We start from the raw sequence: 16017 nt of genomic DNA, 5'->3' as shown, positions 1-16017 counted from the left end.
GATGCCGGCGCCCGCCCGCATCCTGATCACCGGTGCCGGCGGTTTCGTGGGCACCTATCTCCGCCGTGCTCTCGCTTCCCGCTGGCCCGCCGCCTCGATCATCGCCGGAACCGCGGACATGACCGATCCCATCGCGGTCACCGCGATGATCGAGGCGGCACAGCCGGATGTCGTGGTCCATCTCGCGGGCATCGCCTCAGTTCCGGCAGCGCGCGCGGCGCCTGACGCCGCTTTCGCGGTCAATCTCGGCGGCAGCCTCGCGGTGGCCCGCGCCCTCCTCGCCGTCGCCCCCGATAGCGTGATGGTCCACGCCGGCAGCGCCGAATGCTATGGTGACAGTTTCCGCGCCGGCACCGCGCTCGACGAACAGGCGCCGTTCGCACCGCTCAACATCTACGCCGCGAGCAAAGCCGCCGCCGACCTCGCCCTCGGGGCGATGGCCGCGGAATCCCGCCTCCGCCTGGTTCGGTTTCGCCCGTTCAACCATACCGGCCCCGGCCAGAGCGATGCCTTCGTCATCCCCGCCTTCGCCGCCCAGATCAGAGCGATCAGCGAGGACCGGCAACCCCCGGTGATCCGCGTCGGCAACCTCGATGCCGCACGCGACTTCCTCGACGTGCGCGACGTGGTCGGCGCCTACAGCCTCGCAATCGAACATCGCGACGATCTGCCGCTCAACCCGGTCTTCAATCTGGCCTCAGGCGTGCCACGCCGGATCGGCGACATTCTCGACGCCATGATCGCCGCCTCCGGCAAGGACATCGCCATCGAGATCGACCCGTCCCGCCTGCGCCCGGTCGATATCCCCACCGCCTTCGGCAACCCCGCCGCCGCACGCCGCATTCTGTTCTGGCATCCCACCATCCCGTTCGAGGACACCCTGCGCGCCATGCTGCAAGCGGCCCCCACCCCGGAACCGCGCTGACCACCCTCTCCGGAAGTCGGCTCACCCCGCTCCGGCGGTCACCTCGCGATCGGCCTCGAACAATTCCTGCAATTCGGTCACGCTCTGTTGCAGGCTGGCGATCACCCGCGATTCGTCACCGGCGAACCCCTGGGTCTCGGACAGCAGCGCCTCGTCGCGGGCCGCAAACGTCGCGACCGTGCGCGCCGCCTCCCCGGGCGGCACATCAAGCGCGGTCAATGCCATCTCGCCCAGTTTCAGGCTCGACAGCAGGGTCTCGCGCACGATCAGCGTTACCCCGAGGTCCATCAGCAACTGCGCGTGTCGCCGGTTGCGCGCGCGTGCCATGATGGTCAGATGCGGCAGATGCCGGCGCGCCAACTCGGCCAGTTTCAGCGCCGCCTCGACATCGTCGAGCGCGATCACCAGCACTTTCGCGGTCTCGGCGCCGGCGGCGCGCAGCACCGTGATCCTGGTCGGATCGCCGAAATACGCCCTCGCGCCGAACCGGCGCACGAAGGCGACATGCTCGGCATTCTGATCAAGCGCGGTGAACGGTATCCGCCGGACCGAGAGCAACCGACCGACGATCTGCCCGACCCGCCCGAACCCGCAGATCAGCACCGGTGTGGGCCGATCCGGCGCGATCGCGGCGGAGGCCACCTTGCGCTTGTTCATCCGGGGAACCGCGAACCGTTCGATCCCCGCGAACAGCAGGGGCACCACCAGCATCGAAAGCGCCACCGTCAGCGTCGCCAGCCCGGCCTGGGTCCTGCTCAACGCCCCCGCGCTTACCGCCGCGCCGAACAGCACGAAGCTGAATTCGCTCCCCTCCGGCAAGGCCACCGCAAACCGCAGCGCGGTCGCGGCACTCCGGCGCTTGATGAAGGAAACGACGAACCCGACGACTGCCTTCACAATCAGCGTCGCCGCCACCGCCGCCACGATCGTCAGCGGTTGTGCCACCAGCAGCCCGAAATCGACCGACATGCCGACCGAAATAAAGAAAAACCCGAGCAGCAATCCCTCGAACGGCTCGATATCCGCCTGAATCGCATGACGGAACTCGGAATCCGACAGCAGCGCCCCGGCCATGAACGCGCCGAGCGAGGGCGACAATCCGGCCCAATGCGCCAGCGCCGCCGTGCCGACCACGATCAGCAGCGTCATCGCTGTGAACACTTCGGGCGTCCGCGTGCCGCCCACCAACCGAAATATCCGCTCGACAAGGTATATCCCGCCGCCCAGAATCGCGACGACCGCGACCACCGCCCGCCCGACCGCGAGCCACGGCACGTGGTGCGGCAAATGATCCGGCAGATGCCCGCCGGCGAACAGCGGCACCAGTGCCACCAGCGGAATGAACGCCATGTCCTGAAACAGCAGCACAGCGAATGCATCCCGCCCGGAGGCAGCACTCAGCAGGTTGCGCTCGCCGAGCATCGGCAGCACGATCGCGGTGGAGGACAGGGCGAGCCCCAACCCCAGCAATACCGAGGCCCGCCAGTCCAGCCCCGCGAGATGCGCGAGCCACGCAAGCACCGCCGCACTCGGCACCATCTGGCCGAAGCCGAGACCAAGAATGGTCTTGCGCAGAATCCAGAGCCGATGCGGCCGGATTTCCAGCCCGATCAGGAACAGCAGCATGATCACGCCGAGTTCCGACACGTTCTGGATCTGCGATACTCCGGTGACCAGCCGCAACCCGTCCGGCCCGATCACCAGCCCGGCCACCAGATAACCGACGATGCTGCCCACCCCGAGCCGCCGGGCAATCGGCACCATAACCACTGTCGCGGCCAGCAAGGCCACCAGCGTCTCAATCATCATCAATGCCCTTTTCGTGAACGCCCAACCCACCAGCCCGCAGCATGCCCTGTCAAGCACGATGTCGCGCATGGACACATCGTCATGTCCGCGACCCTGCTTTCGATACCCTCGGGTTCCAACATCCCGATTTGAACAACAGGGGATCATCTCATGACCAAACTCGCCGTCATCACCGGCGCCGGCGCCGGTGTCGGTCGCGCCACCGCTCAGGCCTTCGCCCGCGAGGGCTGCGATATCGGCCTGATCGGGCGCGACCGCGAGCGTCTGGAAACCGCCGCCGCCGAACTGCGTACGCTCGGTGTCCGTGCCTGCGTCGCCCCCGCCGACATGGCGGATGCGGATGCCGTGGACCACGCCGCCGACACGATCGAAGCCGAACTCGGCCCGATCGATATCTGGGTGAACAACGCGATGGCAACGATCTTCGCCCCGGTCGCCGAAATCACGCCCGCCGAATTCAAGCGCGCCACCGAGGCGACCTATCTCGGCACCGTCCATGGCGTCATGACCGCGCTACGGCATATGAAAACCCGAGGCGAGGGTACGATCATCAACGTCGGCTCCGCCCTCGCCTACCGCTCGGTGCCGCTGCAATCAGCCTATTGCGGCGCGAAAGCCGCGATCAAGGGCTTCACCGACAGTCTCCGCAGCGAACTCATCCACGACCGCAGCGCGATCAAGATCAGCATGGTCCATCTGCCGGCGGTGAACACGCCGCAATTCGACTGGGCGCTGAACAAAATGGGCCGTCGCGCCCAACCCGTCCCGCCGATCTACGACCCCGAAATTCCCGCCAACGCCATCGTGTTCGCAGCCTTCAACCACCGAAGGGAAATCTGGGTCGGCATGCCCACCGTGGTCGCCATTCTCGCCAACCGGATCGCCCCGGGTTTCGCCGATAACTACCTCGCCACCCACGGCTATTCCACGCAAATGTCCAACCAGCCCCTCCCGGCGGATCAGCCCGCAAACCTGTTCGAACCCGTCTCCGGCCCCCGCGGCGCCCGGGGCCGCTTCACCGACCAGTCCCGCCACGGCAGCTTCGAGATGTTCACCGACCGGCATAAATCCGTGGCCTACGGTCTCCTCGCGGTGGCCGGTGCCGGAGCGATCGCCGGGTTGCATCAGCTGGCGAAAAAATACGATTTCTAGCGCGGTCGCCCGTCGATCCTTCCCTCTCGCCGCCCGATCATGCGAAACTGGGCGGCGAATGCAAGGAGCCTGACGTGCAATGACCCATGATTTCGACCTTTTCGTCATCGGCGGCGGTTCGGCCGGTGTCCGCCTCGCCCGCATCGCCGCCGGGCACGGCGCCAGGGTCGGCATCGCGGAAAACCGGTTCTGGGGCGGCACCTGCGTCAATATCGGCTGTGTCCCGAAAAAGCTGATGGTTATGGCCGCCGAATACGGACTCGCCGCCGAGGACGCCACCGGCTTCGGCTGGAACATGACCAAAGGCGCTCACGACTGGTCCCGGTTCATCGCGGCGAAAAATGCGGAGATCGCCCGGCTGAACGGCGCCTATACCGGCCTGCTCGAACGCGCCGGCGCCACCATCTTCAACGGTACGGCCACGATCCATAACGCCCACACCATCGAAATCGGGCATCACCGGCACACCGCCGCCCGAATCGCCATCGCCACGGGCGGCCACCCGATCCGGCCTGACATCCCCGGTGGCGAGCACGCCATCGTCTCGGACGACGCTTTCTACCTGCCTGAGCGCCCCAACCGCGTCGTCATGATCGGCGCCGGCTATATCGGCGTCGAATTCGCCGGAATCTTCGCGGGCCTCGGCTCGAAGGTCGATCTGGTCTATCGCCAGCCGCTCCCCCTGCGCGGCTTCGACCCCGATCTCCGTGCCGGCCTCTCCGAAGCCCTGACCAATCACGGGATCACCCTCCACCCCGGCCAGTGTCCCCTGAAAATCGAGGATCTCGGCCATGCCAAACGCCTGCACATGACCAACGGCCATCACATCGATGCCGATTGCATCTTCTTCGCGACGGGCCGGGCTCCGAACACGGCGGGTCTCGGTCTCGAACACGCCGGGGTCACCCTTGCCCCCGGCGGGGCGATCCCGATCGATGAGGCGTTCCGCACCAACATCCCCCATATCTTCGCCCTCGGCGACGTCACCGACCGGCTCAACCTGACCCCGGTCGCCACCGCCGAAGGCCACGCCTTGGCCGACACGTTGTTCGGCGCCAATCCGCGCGGCGTGTCGCTGACCAACATCCCCAGCGCCGTATTCTCGATCCCGCCGCTCGCCACCATCGGCGTCCACGAGGATGAAGCGCCGCCGGGCACGAAAATCTTTGTCACCCGCTTCACCCCGATGCGCCACAGCCTGAGCAGACGCCCGCGCAAGACCCTGATGAAACTGCTGGTCGACGGCGAGACCGACAAGGTGATCGGCGCCCACATGCTCGGCGAGGACGCCGCCGAGATCATCCAGGGCATCGCCATCGCCATCATCGCGGGAGCGACCAAGGCGGATTTCGACCATACCATCGGCATCCATCCCACCGCCGCCGAGGAATTCGTCACCCTGCGGACCGAGACCCGCCGTGTCGGCACGGCGGATGCGAAAGCGGCGGAGTAGCTAAATTGCTCGATTCGGGATTATAGCGATCCCGCCGAGGAGACCAGCATGACCGCAACGACCCCGATTGCCGCACCCCAGGGACAATGGACGCCCGCATCCTGGCGCGCCAAGCCGATCCTTCAAGTCCCGTCCTATCCGGACCAGGACAAGCTCGCCGCGATGGAAGCCCGCCTGCACCGCTTTCCGCCCCTGGTCTTTGCCGGCGAAGCCCGTCGCCTCAAATCCTCGCTCGCCCTTGCCGCGCAGGGCCGTGCCTTCGTGCTCCACGGCGGCGATTGCGCCGAGAGCTTCGGCGATTTCACTGCCAACATCATCCGCGACACGTTCCGCGTCCTGCTGCAAATGGCCGTGGTCCTCACCTATGGCGGCTCGGTGCCGGTGATCAAGCTCGGCCGCATGGCCGGCCAGTTCGCCAAGCCCCGCTCGTCGGACACCGAAACCATCGGCGGCGTGACACTGCCCTCCTATCGCGGCGATATCGTCAACGGCCCTGATTTCAGCCCCGAAGCCCGCATGCCGGACCCCGCGCGCATGGAATTCGGTTATTTCCAGTCCGCCGGCACCCTCAATCTGCTGCGCGCCTTCGCCTCCGGCGGCTATGCCGACCTCCATCAGGTCCATCGCTGGAATCTCGATTTCGTCCGCCGCTCGCCCCTGGCCGAGCGCTACCGCGACCTGTCCTCGCGCATCGACGAGACCCTGCAATTCATGGCCGCCTGCGGCATGACCAGCCAATCCACGCCGCAGATCCACGAGACCGAATTCTACACCAGCCACGAATCCCTCCTGCTGCCCTATGAACAGGCGCTCACCCGCGTCGATTCCACCACCGGCGATCACTATGCCTGCTCCGCCCATTTCCTCTGGATCGGCGATCGTACCCGCCAGCTCGAAGGCGCGCATGTCGAATTCATGCGCGGGGTGAAAAACCCGATCGGCCTGAAGGTCGGCCCGACCATGGAGGAGGACGACCTGCTCCGCCTTATCGAGCGGCTCGACCCCGATGCCGAACCCGGCCGCCTCACGCTCATCGCCCGGATGGGGGCCGATCACGTCGCGGCCAAGCTGCCCAAACTCCTGCGCGCAGCCCGGCGCGAAGGCCGCCACAATGCCTGGCTGTGCGACCCGATGCACGGCAACACCATCACCACCGCAGGCCGGATCAAGACCCGTCGCTTCGATGCGATCCTGTCCGAAGTCCGCGGCTTCTTCGACATTCACGAGGCGGAGGGCACCATTCCCGGCGGTGTGCATGTCGAAATGACCGGGCAGGACGTCACCGAATGCATCGGCGGGGCCCGCCAACTCTCGGAGGCCGACCTTTCAGCCCGTTACGAAACCTTCTGCGACCCCCGCCTCAACGCGGAACAATCGCTCGAACTCGCCTTCCTGATCGCCGCCGAGCTGAAATCCCGCCGCGCCCCCCGGACCACCGAGATCGCGGCGGAATAATGGGCCGCGCCCCGCGCCGCGTCTCCCGCGCCGATCTCGATGCCGGGATCGCGGCGCGGACCGATGCGTATTTCAACCGGACCAAGGCGATCGTCGCCAAATTCGGCGACAGCCGGGTGACCTACGCCTATTTTCTCCGCCGCCCGGTCGTCTCCGCCCCCGCCCTCATGCTGGCCTGGCTGAACGAGGTCGCCGCCGCGCGCGGCGAGACCATCGATATCGAGCTTCAGCACCCCGAAGGCACCTGGGTCGGCGCTGGTGAACCGATCGCCTATATCACCGGCAGTTTCCTGCTCCTGGTCGACCTTGAGACCATCCTGCTGCAGAAACTCGGTCCGGCCTGCGTTGCCGCGCACAACGCCTATCAGATGTGCGCGGCCCTGCCGAAATCCGCCTTTCTCGCGATGGAAGCCCGGCACTGCGCCGGGGCCGAGATGGCCGAGATGATGGCCTACGCCGCCGCCGTCGGCTCGCGCGCGGCGCAGGCCGAAGGCGCGCGCGGCTTCATCGGCAACGCCAACGATGCCACCGCGCATTATTTCGGCGCGCCGCACGGGTTCGGCACCATGCCCCACGCCCTGATCGGCTATGCCGGCAGTACCTTGCGCGCCGCCGAGATGTTCCGCGAAACCTTTCCCGACTCCGACCTCACGGTGCTGACCGATTATTTCGGCCTCGAAGTCACCGATGCCCTCGCCGTGTGCCGCCGCTACCCCGAACTTGCCGCATCCGGCCGCCTCTCGGTCCGGCTCGACACCCATGGCGGCCGATTCCTCGAAGGGCTCGATCCGCAGGAAAGCTATGCGGTGATGGAACGTCACGCACCGGGCGCGATCCGCCGCTACCGCAGCCACAACGAATTGCGCTACCTGATCGGAACCGGCGTCTCCGCGGCCGCGATCTGGCGGATGCGCGAAACCCTCGATGAAGCCGGGTTCGTCCGCGTCAGGATCGTGGCCTCCTCCGGCTTCGGAGTCGAGAAATGCAGCGTCCTCGCCGATGCCCACACCCCGATCGACGTGGTCGGTACCGGCAGCTTCATCCCCGAAACCTGGGGCGAAACCTACGCCACCGCCGATATCGTCGCCTATGACGGCCAGTCCCGCGTCAAGATCGGCCGCGAATTCCTGCTGCGCGACCGAACCTGAACGCCACCAACCGCTTGTCCTGAACTCCGACGATCCCATAGAGTTTGTCAGGAAATCTTACACTCGTCCCAATTGGGGAGACGTAACCCGTTGTTTTCTCATATCGGCATGAACCTTGCATTAAATTTCTGGCTAGGTCCGTCGCGACCTGATCGCTCAACCTGAGGAGCCTACCGATGCATCCAGTCGTGACCGCCTCGCTGGTCCTGGCCATGATCGCCGCAGTCCCCGGCATCGCGATGCGCGGCACGCCTGTCGGCCTGTCACTCAGCCCCCTCGGCCAGAACATTCTGATCGTGCTCATCGGCCTCGCCTTATGCCTGGAGGGCGCCCGGTGGTGGCTCCGCCGTCGCGCCGCGCGCAACATCGTCTTGACGCTGCGATAATCCCGGCGCTACCAGCGTAACGTTCCGGGCGCGATCCGCGCCCCATTCTGGAGTAAATGCCATGGCGCGCAAGCGAAATCCCATGGCGCGCGATCTTCTGACCAATCCGCTCTACCGCCCGAAACACACGAAAACCCGCGTGGAACGTGCGCTGAAAGCCGATCGGTGGAACCGCCGCGCCAAACACAAAGCCCCGACAAGATCGCCCGAACCGCCCCACGGTTCGGGCGATTGCCGTTTCAGCCCTGCAACCGCCGCGCCCAGTCGCGCAATGCGATGATCTGCTGACCGATGAACTGGCGTGTCACCGGATCGACCAATACGCCACCGCCATCGAATTTCTGCGCGGCCCCGCCAATCATGATCTCCGGCTTGTTCAGCACATGCGCATCGAGAAACACGAACACCTTGCGCAGATCGTATTGCGCCCGCGCCGTCCCGATCATGCCGGGGCTCGCCCCCATGATCGCCACCGGCTTGCCCTTGAATGGCTGCGGATCGCAGCGGGACAGCCAATCGATCGTGTTCTTGAGCACCCCGGGAATCGAGTAGTTATATTCCGGCGTCGCGATCAGAACCGCATCCGCCGCCGCCACACGCGCGGCCAGCGTCAGCACCGGTTCAGGCATTCCCGTCGCGCGCACATCATCGTCATATAACGGGATATCGCCGATCCCGGCGATCTCGATCACCGCCCCCTCAGGCACCAGATCGGCCGCCGCGCGCAACGCGGCCATGTTGAACGAACCCCGCCGCAGACTGCCGCACAACCCGACGATGGTGAAATCGCTCATCCCCGGTCACGAACCGTCGGGCATAGTGCCATCCGGCGTCGCCTGATCCACCGCATCGGGCAGGTGCTGCGCGAGCAGATTGGCCGCCATCGCCGGATCGACGCCGAACCGTTGCGCGATCGAGGCAATCACCGGACTGCCCAGCGCTGCCTGCACCTGCGCGGCCGAAATCGGCAAATTCTGTCCGTCCCCGACCCATGAGGCGACATGCGCCCCCATGCCGGATTGCTCGAATTGCTGCACCAGGCCGGACATCCCATCGATCCCGTTCTGCTTCAGCACGCTCATCACCTGAGCCTGTATGCCACCGCCCGCCGCATCGTCGGACCCGCCGAGCGCCGAGCCCACCATGCCGGAAATCTGATCGAACAAACCCATGACACCCCTCGCGATTTCGCGACCGGATCAAGCAGGCAATCCGGCCGCGAGTCAAACGGGATTATTGCGCGTTGCGATTAATTCTTCGCCGCGTGCAGATGATCCTCCATCGCCGCCTTCTCGCACACGTAGGCACCATGCTTGGTCTTGCCGAAATACTTCGACTTTGCAGTATGATACGCCTTGCTGCCGGTAGCGTGCCACACCACTGCGCCCATGCCGCAGGCGGTCTTGGCTTTTGCTTCGGTCTTGTAGCCCGGCAGCTTGCTGTGGGTCATGCTCGATTCGGTCTTCTTCTTGGTGCTGGCATGCGCGGTGCCGATCGCACCCACCGCGAAGGTCAGCGCCAGCGCGGGCAGGATCGCCCGCAGGATTTTCGTCGTCGTCATGAAAAACATCTCCGTCAAAGGTTGGGTGAAGCCGATCGCATTGATTGATGCCTCGTGCGGACACAACCTCACAAGGGCGTGAGGCGGCATACCGCCCGTTCGCTGCCAAAACAAGCGCGATCCGCGCCGGCAATCATGACGCGCCGCCCGAATCCCCCTATCATCGGCACATGACCGAAAAGCTGACCATCGCGATCGCCCAGCTCGACCTTCACGTCGGCGCCATCGACAAAAACCTCGCCGCCATCCGCACCGCCCGCAACGAGGCATCCCGCCAGGGTGCGGATCTGCTGGTCACGCCCGAACTCAGCATCGCCGGCTACCCGCCCGAAGATCTCGTCCTGAAACCCGCCTTCATCGCCGCCTGCGAAACCGCCGCCGCATCCCTCGCCGCCGACACCGCGGATGGCGGACCCGGCGTGATCGTCGGCCTGCCCTGGCTCTCGAACGGCAATCTGCACAACGCCGCCTTCATCCTCGATGGCGGCGCCATCATCGCCCGCCGTGCCAAGCACGAACTGCCGAATTACGGCGTGTTCGATGAAAAACGCGTCTTCGTCGCCGGTCCCGCCCCCGGCCCGGTGCCATTTCGCGGCTTCCGCCTCGGCGTGCCGATCTGCGAGGATTGGTGGTTCCCCGCCGTTCCCGAAACCCTTGCCGAAACCGGGGCCGAAATCCTGATTTCGACCAACGCCTCCCCGTTCGAAGACGGCAAGCAGGGGCGGCGCCTGCAACTCGCGCTCAACCGCGTGGTCGAAACCGGCCTCCCGTTCATTTTCGCCGCCCTCACCGGCGGGCAGGACGAGATCGTGTTCGACGGTGCCTCCTTCGCCCTGAACGCCGATCGCTCGATCGCCCTGCGCATGGCCCATTTCGAACCCGGTCTCGCCATCACGACGTGGCAGCGCACCGCAACCGGGCTGGTCTGCACGCCGCATCCCATCCCCCCCGATCCCGAACGGCTCGACCTCGTCTACCGCGCCATGGTCATGGGCCTCGCCGATTACGTGAACAAAAACAACTTCCCCGGCGTCATCCTCGGCCTGTCCGGCGGGATCGACAGCGCGATCTCCGCCGCCGTCGCGGTCGATGCGCTGGGCCCGGCCCGGGTGCGCGCGGTGATGATGCCGAGCCGCTACACCAGCGCCCACAGCCTCGAAGACGCCGCCGCCTGCGCCAGCCTGCTCGGCATCCGGTGCGACACCATCCCGATCACGGATGCCACCGCCGCGTTCGAGACCGTCCTCACCCCGCTATTCGAAGGCCGCGCGCCGGACATCACCGAGGAAAACATCCAGTCCCGCGCCCGCGGCCTGATCCTGATGGCGCTATCGAACAAACTCGGCGCGATGGTGCTCACGACCGGCAACAAATCCGAAATGTCGGTCGGCTACGCCACCCTCTACGGCGACATGTGCGGCGGCTACTCGGTTCTGAAAGACGTCTACAAAACCACGGTGTTCGAGCTCTGCCGCTGGCGCAACACCCACCGTCCGGATAACGCGATGGGCCCGGCCGGCCCGGTCATGCCCGCCCGCGTCATCACCAAGCCCCCCAGCGCCGAACTCCGCGACAACCAGACCGATCAGGACAGCCTGCCGCCCTACGAGTGTCTCGATGAAATCCTCGCCGGCCTGATCGAGGGCGAAGCCTCCCTCGCCGACCTGATCGACGCCGGCCACGACCGCGCCACCGTCACCCGGATCTGGCGCCTGCTCGACCGCGCCGAATACAAACGCCGCCAGGCCCCGCCCGGCGTGAAAATCACCCAACGCGCCTTCGGCCGCGACCGCCGCTACCCGATCACCAACGGCTTCACCGACCTGATCTCCTGACCAAGGAACCGCGCCACAATCACATCAAGCAGCGCTGAACCCCGCCAAACCGCGCGGTCCAGCGATCAAAATTCCCGGAATTCGGTAAAACACATGGTGCCGACACCCGGGATTGAACCGGGGACCTACTGATTACGAATCAGTTGCTCTACCGCTGAGCTATGTCGGCCACGCGCCCGCTATAGCGAGAGCGCATCACCCTCGCAAGCCGACCCTACGCCGCCGCCACCGCGCTGGCGCCCGAGAGAATATGCTTCAAAGCGGTGACCAGATCGTCCATCATCGCCTCGGTATGCTTCGGACCCGGGGTAAAGCGCAGCCGCTCCGTCCCCGCCGGTACCGTCGGGTAATTGATCGGGGTCGCATACATGCCGAACTCGCGGATCAGCCGCATCGAAACCTCGGTCGCCCGCGCGGCATTGCCGATCATCAGCGGCACGATATGGCTCTCGGACGCAAGGCGCGGCAACCCCGCCGCATCGAATTTCGCCTTCAGCATTTCCGCCCGCGCAAACAGCGTATCCCGCCGCGCCTGATCCACCTTCAACCGCCGGATCGAAGCCAGCGCCGCAGCCACCGTCGGCGGCGGCAAGGCCGTCGTGAAAATGAACCCCGCCGCGGTCGAGCGGATATAATCGATCACGCTGGAATCCCCCGCCACATACCCACCATGGCAGCCATAGGCCTTTGCCAGCGTCCCCTCGATGATGGTCAGCCGGTGCGCCACCCCGTCCCGCTCGGAAACGCCAGCCCCATGCGGCCCATACATCCCCACCGCGTGAACCTCGTCGAGATAGGTGATTGCGTTATATTTATCCGCCAGATCGCAGATCGCCCCGATCGGCGCGATATCGCCATCCATCGAATACACGCTCTCGAACGCCACCATCTTCGGCGCATCGACCGGTGCCGCTGCCAGCTTGCGTTCCAGATCCTCCAGATCGTTATGCCCGAACACATGAACGGTCGAGGATTTACCGCCCTTGATGCCCACGATCATTGAATTATGGTTCTGCGCATCGGAAAACACATGCCAGTCCGGCAGCGAATTCAGCACCGCACTCAGCGTCGCCTGGTTCGACACATAACCCGAGGTGAACAGCAACGCCGCATCCTTGCCGTGAAGCGCCGCCAGCTCGGCTTCCAGCGCGACATGGATCGGCGAGGACCCCGCAATGTTGCGTGTGCCGCCCGCCCCCGCGCCCATGGTCCGCGCCGCCTCGATCGAGGCCTCGATCACTTCGGGGTCGGTGCCCATCGCAAGGTAATCGTTCGACGACCAGACCAGAATATCTTCGGTTCTGCCCTCCATCGTCACGCGGTAATACGGAAACCGATCCGCCAGCTTCTCAAGCGCCACGAACCGGCGATACCGCCCGGCGGCGCGGATTTCTGCCAAAGCCTTGTCGCATTGCGCGATGAACTTGTGGTCGCGGTTCATATCCTGCTCCTGGCGCACGCCCGGATTCCGGGCACCGATCGATTTGTTAACCTATTGGCCTGTACGGCAACATGATATTGCGCGGATGCAGGCCGGTCTCGTCAAGTGGATATATTCGATCTTTTTCATTTTTTTGCCATGTCCGCCGATCACATCGGCGATATGCGTGTTTGGAACGTCCCGCATCCATTATTCGAGCATGGCCATCATTTCGGACCATTCCCGCTTCGAAAGCCCGGACGCCGCCTGCTCCACCACCTCGCCGCCCAGCATCCGCCGCAGCACCGCCAGCATCGTCGCGGAAAACTGCGCGGCCCCGAGCCGGTAGTCCTCGAACGCCCGGCAGCTCGCCGGCACCCAGGCACGGGTCATCGCCAGCATCGCATCGGCATAGACCCGAATTTCATACTGGGCATGAGCATCGCCGCGTAACGACATGAAATTGAACAAATTATGCAGGTCAGTCTTCCAGTACCACTGGGTATAGGCGTTCAGCGTCAGGTTCATCCGCGCCAACTCCCGCGCCAACCCGCGCCGGTCGGGATCGGCACCGCCCTCGTTGAGCATCGCCTCGTAATGGGCGTAATTGCGTTCGGCATCCTCACGCAGCAACGCCAGAACCGACTCTGCCTCCGCGCCTTCCAGCACCTCGCCGCGGCCCTGCCGGTTGCTCGCCGATTGCGCCGCCAGATGCTCAGGGGCCGGAATATAAAACTCCCGGTCCATCACCGAATACCGCCCGGAATACTCGTTCACATTCGCGGTCCGATGCCGGATCCATTGCCGTGCGACGAAAATCGGCAGCTTCACATGAAACTTGATCTCGCACATCTCGAACGGCGTGGAATGACGGTGGCGCATCAGATAGCGGATCAACCCCTCATCCTCGCTCACCTTGCGCGTCCCCCGCCCATAGGAGACCCGTGCCGCCTGCACCACGGCGGCGTCATCGCCCATGTAGTCGATCACCCGGACGAATCCGTGGTCGAGCACTGGCACCGGGGTGAACAGCATCGCCTCCAGCGCCGGCACGGTGGCGCGCCGGGTCGTGGCCGACTGCCCCCGCGCGGCGTCGATCTCGGCAAGGTCGGATTCCGTGAGATTCATCATGCTCCCTTTCGCAAGGCGCTTATATCGCCTATATGACGCAAGCTGGGCAACCGGCTATGGCGATAAACGGTGCGTGGAATAAGTGTTGTGGACCCGGGGGCAGTACCCGGCGCCTCCACCAAATTCCGCCTTCATTGGCGGATCATGGGGGCGAAACAGGCTCGACACGCACGGTAAAGACCCATCTTTCGCTCGGCATTGTACCGCCGTTATCGGGCTATATCACAAGTGCCAACGATAATTTCGAGGCATTCGCTGTCGCTGCATAAGCGATAAGCGCGGTTCGGGGGGCACCGGGCAACAGAAGCCCCCCACTTCCACCGAACCCCGAAACCTCCCGGCAAACCCAAACCAGCCCGCAAAACCGCATAAAAAAAGGCCGGTCATTGGACCGGCCAGCACCATTCTGATGCGATATATGAGGCTCCCTAAACTTGGCGGCTGGCACCCTGACAACCCGACCAATCGATTTCGACCTGTCAAATTCCCGTAAGCGCCACGGCCGATAGATGAACGATTTTTGACAATCGAGCAAGACCCTTTCGTGTCGTATAGGGGGTATTGAAAGAAAAAATGTGTTACATGCATCCATCGGCATGCTAATTTTTGATATATTCGTATTTCATCCATATCTGCCGATCACCGCAAACCCCAGATTCATCACGGCCAGCAGCAAATCGATCGCGACCAGCCGGTTCAACCGCCGCATCGCCTGCTCCCGCGCATCGGCATCGCGCGAGGCCTCCGAATCGCGCACCAGCAACACCCCGCCGAACCACGCCACCAGCAGCACGACCGCCATGGCGAGCCCTGCGGTCTGCATCGCATTGACCGCCCAGGGCCAATCCTCCGGCCCCCCATACTGCACGACCGCCAGCGCCCAGCCCGAAGCCAATGATACCGGCATCGCGATCAGCGACCATCGCAACAACTGCACCCCCGCCGGCCCGAGCAGCAGAACCCCGGCGAGAAAGCCGCTCCACGCCGCGAACCCGGCCAAGTGAACCGCGAGCAAGCCGGTCATCAGATCATAAGCCGGCGTGCTCATGCCACCATCGCCAGCACCCGCGCCGCCAGCGCCGCCACTTCCCGCCCCGCGAGGCTTGAAGGTGCGGTCTCCGCCACCCCCAATCCCTCGGCGAAGGCATTGGCATAACCAGCCCGATTCCCGAGCGTCTCTTCGAGCAGGACCAACCCGCGCCCCGCAATCCCGGCCTCCATAACCCGCCGCAGCTTCGATCCCGCCGCCGCCCGGTTGAACACCAGCGCCACCGCGCGGCGTTCCTCGGCGGCGAGTTTCAGCGTCCCCTCCGCCGCCCATAAATCGGGTGGCGCCGGATTAAGCGGCACCAGCACCAGATCAGCACCCCTGATCGCCCGCCGCGCATCCGAATCGAGCACCGGCGGTGTATCGATCAGCACGATCTCATGGCCCCCACGCAGTTTTTCGAGCGCCGCCGCGAGCCGCCAGCCCGAGACGGTCTCGATCGTCACCACCCCCCGCGCCTTCGGATTCGCCGCCCGCAGCCGGGCCCAGGCGGTGAGCGATCCCTGCGGATCGATGTCGAGCAGCGCCACGCGCCGATCCGCCGCAAACGCCACCGCGAGCTGTGCCGCCATCATGGTCTTGCCCGCCCCGCCCTTCTGCTGCGCCACCGCAATCACCGCCACCATCGGAGCCTCCGGTTTCACCATGCACGCGAAACACGATCATGGGCCCACCGGTCTAGCAAACCCCCGAC

The 16017-nt window shown here is 65.1% G+C and carries 15 protein-coding genes, 1 tRNA gene and 1 other RNA gene; 8 read left to right on the top strand and 9 right to left on the bottom strand.

Features of this window, described 5'->3' with window-relative positions:
• The first annotated feature begins 1 nt into the window (after position 1).
• Positions 2 to 925 (top strand): NAD-dependent epimerase/dehydratase family protein, encoded by a 924-nt coding sequence (locus SIL87_RS07675; RefSeq protein WP_319613586.1) that lies wholly within the window; start codon positions 2 to 4, stop codon positions 923 to 925.
• A 21-nt stretch (positions 926 to 946) separates the two neighbouring features.
• On the opposite strand, the gene SIL87_RS07670 is transcribed toward SIL87_RS07675, so the two are convergent.
• Complete coding sequence (locus SIL87_RS07670; RefSeq protein ID WP_319613585.1) at positions 947 to 2734, bottom strand: monovalent cation:proton antiporter-2 (CPA2) family protein; 1788 nt, start codon at positions 2732 to 2734, stop codon at positions 947 to 949.
• Between the two features lie 150 nt (positions 2735 to 2884).
• On the opposite strand from SIL87_RS07670, the gene SIL87_RS07665 reads away from it, so the two are divergent.
• From SIL87_RS07665 to SIL87_RS07645, 5 genes are all read left to right on the top strand, one after another.
• The gene (locus tag SIL87_RS07665; RefSeq protein WP_319613584.1) at positions 2885 to 3886 is read left to right on the top strand and encodes an SDR family oxidoreductase; all 1002 of its coding nucleotides are present in this window, start codon (positions 2885 to 2887) and stop codon (positions 3884 to 3886) included.
• A gap of 79 nt (positions 3887 to 3965) precedes the next feature.
• Positions 3966 to 5339 carry a glutathione-disulfide reductase gene (gene gorA, locus SIL87_RS07660; RefSeq protein ID WP_319613583.1) on the top strand — a complete coding sequence of 458 codons (1374 nt, stop codon included), beginning with the start codon at positions 3966 to 3968 and terminating at the stop codon, positions 5337 to 5339.
• A 48-nt stretch (positions 5340 to 5387) separates the two neighbouring features.
• Entirely contained in the window at positions 5388 to 6794 is a 1407-nt protein-coding gene (locus tag SIL87_RS07655) for a class II 3-deoxy-7-phosphoheptulonate synthase (RefSeq protein WP_319613582.1), read from the top strand.
• Positions 6794 to 7942, top strand: a complete 1149-nt coding sequence (locus tag SIL87_RS07650) for a beta/alpha barrel domain-containing protein (protein WP_319613581.1) — start codon at positions 6794 to 6796, stop codon at positions 7940 to 7942. Before SIL87_RS07655 ends, SIL87_RS07650 begins: the two co-directional genes overlap by 1 nt.
• Positions 7943 to 8118: 176 nt before the next feature.
• On the top strand, positions 8119 to 8328 hold the full coding sequence (locus SIL87_RS07645; RefSeq protein ID WP_319613580.1) for a hypothetical protein: 210 nt from the start codon (positions 8119 to 8121) through the stop codon (positions 8326 to 8328).
• A gap of 239 nt (positions 8329 to 8567) precedes the next feature.
• Here the strand turns inward: SIL87_RS07645 and SIL87_RS07640 are convergent, their stop codons facing one another.
• The 3 genes from SIL87_RS07640 to SIL87_RS07630 all read right to left on the bottom strand — a co-directional run bounded on the left by SIL87_RS07640 (position 8568) and on the right by SIL87_RS07630 (position 9889).
• Complete coding sequence (locus SIL87_RS07640) at positions 8568 to 9122, bottom strand: NADPH-dependent FMN reductase (RefSeq protein ID WP_319613579.1); 555 nt, start codon at positions 9120 to 9122, stop codon at positions 8568 to 8570.
• 6 nt (positions 9123 to 9128) lie between these two features.
• A complete protein-coding gene (locus SIL87_RS07635; protein ID WP_319613578.1) occupies positions 9129 to 9500 on the bottom strand; it encodes a YidB family protein in 372 nt (123 codons plus the stop codon).
• 77 nt (positions 9501 to 9577) lie between these two features.
• Entirely contained in the window at positions 9578 to 9889 is a 312-nt protein-coding gene (locus SIL87_RS07630; protein WP_319613577.1) for a hypothetical protein, read from the bottom strand.
• Positions 9890 to 9936: 47 nt separating this feature from the next.
• On the opposite strand from SIL87_RS07630, the gene SIL87_RS07625 reads away from it, so the two are divergent.
• On the top strand, positions 9937 to 11724 hold the full coding sequence (locus SIL87_RS07625) for an NAD+ synthase (RefSeq protein ID WP_456304825.1): 1788 nt from the start codon (positions 9937 to 9939) through the stop codon (positions 11722 to 11724).
• Between the two features lie 94 nt (positions 11725 to 11818).
• Here the strand turns inward: SIL87_RS07625 and SIL87_RS07620 are convergent.
• From SIL87_RS07620 to thyX, 3 genes are all read right to left on the bottom strand, one after another.
• A tRNA-Thr gene (locus tag SIL87_RS07620) sits at positions 11819 to 11893 on the bottom strand.
• 45 nt (positions 11894 to 11938) lie between these two features.
• Positions 11939 to 13165, bottom strand: a complete 1227-nt coding sequence (hemA, locus tag SIL87_RS07615; RefSeq protein WP_319613576.1) for a 5-aminolevulinate synthase — start codon at positions 13163 to 13165, stop codon at positions 11939 to 11941.
• Positions 13166 to 13354: 189 nt separating this feature from the next.
• A complete protein-coding gene (thyX, locus tag SIL87_RS07610) occupies positions 13355 to 14272 on the bottom strand; it encodes an FAD-dependent thymidylate synthase (RefSeq protein ID WP_319615930.1) in 918 nt (305 codons plus the stop codon).
• Between the two features lie 5 nt (positions 14273 to 14277).
• Here thyX and ssrA point away from each other — a divergent pair.
• Positions 14278 to 14591: a transfer-messenger RNA gene (ssrA, locus tag SIL87_RS07605) on the top strand.
• 306 nt (positions 14592 to 14897) lie between these two features.
• On the opposite strand, the gene SIL87_RS07600 is transcribed toward ssrA, so the two are convergent.
• Together SIL87_RS07600 and parA are read right to left on the bottom strand one after the other, a co-directional pair.
• Positions 14898 to 15323, bottom strand: coding sequence for a hypothetical protein (locus SIL87_RS07600; protein ID WP_319613575.1), 426 nt, complete (start codon positions 15321 to 15323; stop codon positions 14898 to 14900).
• Positions 15320 to 15949 carry a ParA family partition ATPase gene (gene parA, locus SIL87_RS07595; protein ID WP_319613574.1) on the bottom strand — a complete coding sequence of 210 codons (630 nt, stop codon included), beginning with the start codon at positions 15947 to 15949 and terminating at the stop codon, positions 15320 to 15322. Before parA ends, SIL87_RS07600 begins: the two co-directional genes overlap by 4 nt.
• Positions 15950 to 16017: the final 68 nt, after the last annotated feature.

The sequence above is a fragment of the Acidiphilium acidophilum genome (assembly GCF_033842475.1).
GTDB classification, from domain to species: Bacteria; Pseudomonadota; Alphaproteobacteria; order Acetobacterales; family Acetobacteraceae; genus Acidiphilium; species Acidiphilium acidophilum.
The sequence above is the reverse complement of the archived record's forward strand: the minus strand, read 5'-3'. Positions and strand labels throughout refer to the sequence as shown.

Coding starts and splice junctions, on each gene's coding strand:
- SIL87_RS07650 (WP_319613581.1), top strand. CDS start 6,794: ATGGGCCGCGCCCCGCGCCGCGTCTCCCGCGCCGATCTCGATGCCGGG.
- SIL87_RS07675 (WP_319613586.1), top strand. CDS start 2: ATGCCGGCGCCCGCCCGCATCCTGATCACCGGTGCCGGCGGTTTCGTG.
- SIL87_RS07600 (WP_319613575.1), bottom strand. CDS start 15,323: ATGAGCACGCCGGCTTATGATCTGATGACCGGCTTGCTCGCGGTTCAC.
- parA (WP_319613574.1), bottom strand. CDS start 15,949: ATGGTGGCGGTGATTGCGGTGGCGCAGCAGAAGGGCGGGGCGGGCAAG.
- SIL87_RS07625 (WP_456304825.1), top strand. CDS start 9,937: ATGCCTCGTGCGGACACAACCTCACAAGGGCGTGAGGCGGCATACCGC.
- SIL87_RS07655 (WP_319613582.1), top strand. CDS start 5,388: ATGACCGCAACGACCCCGATTGCCGCACCCCAGGGACAATGGACGCCC.
- SIL87_RS07670 (WP_319613585.1), bottom strand. CDS start 2,734: ATGATGATTGAGACGCTGGTGGCCTTGCTGGCCGCGACAGTGGTTATG.
- hemA (WP_319613576.1), bottom strand. CDS start 13,165: ATGAACCGCGACCACAAGTTCATCGCGCAATGCGACAAGGCTTTGGCA.
- thyX (WP_319615930.1), bottom strand. CDS start 14,272: ATGAATCTCACGGAATCCGACCTTGCCGAGATCGACGCCGCGCGGGGG.
- SIL87_RS07665 (WP_319613584.1), top strand. CDS start 2,885: ATGACCAAACTCGCCGTCATCACCGGCGCCGGCGCCGGTGTCGGTCGC.
- SIL87_RS07645 (WP_319613580.1), top strand. CDS start 8,119: ATGCATCCAGTCGTGACCGCCTCGCTGGTCCTGGCCATGATCGCCGCA.
- SIL87_RS07630 (WP_319613577.1), bottom strand. CDS start 9,889: ATGACGACGACGAAAATCCTGCGGGCGATCCTGCCCGCGCTGGCGCTG.
- SIL87_RS07635 (WP_319613578.1), bottom strand. CDS start 9,500: ATGGGTTTGTTCGATCAGATTTCCGGCATGGTGGGCTCGGCGCTCGGC.
- gorA (WP_319613583.1), top strand. CDS start 3,966: ATGACCCATGATTTCGACCTTTTCGTCATCGGCGGCGGTTCGGCCGGT.
- SIL87_RS07640 (WP_319613579.1), bottom strand. CDS start 9,122: ATGAGCGATTTCACCATCGTCGGGTTGTGCGGCAGTCTGCGGCGGGGT.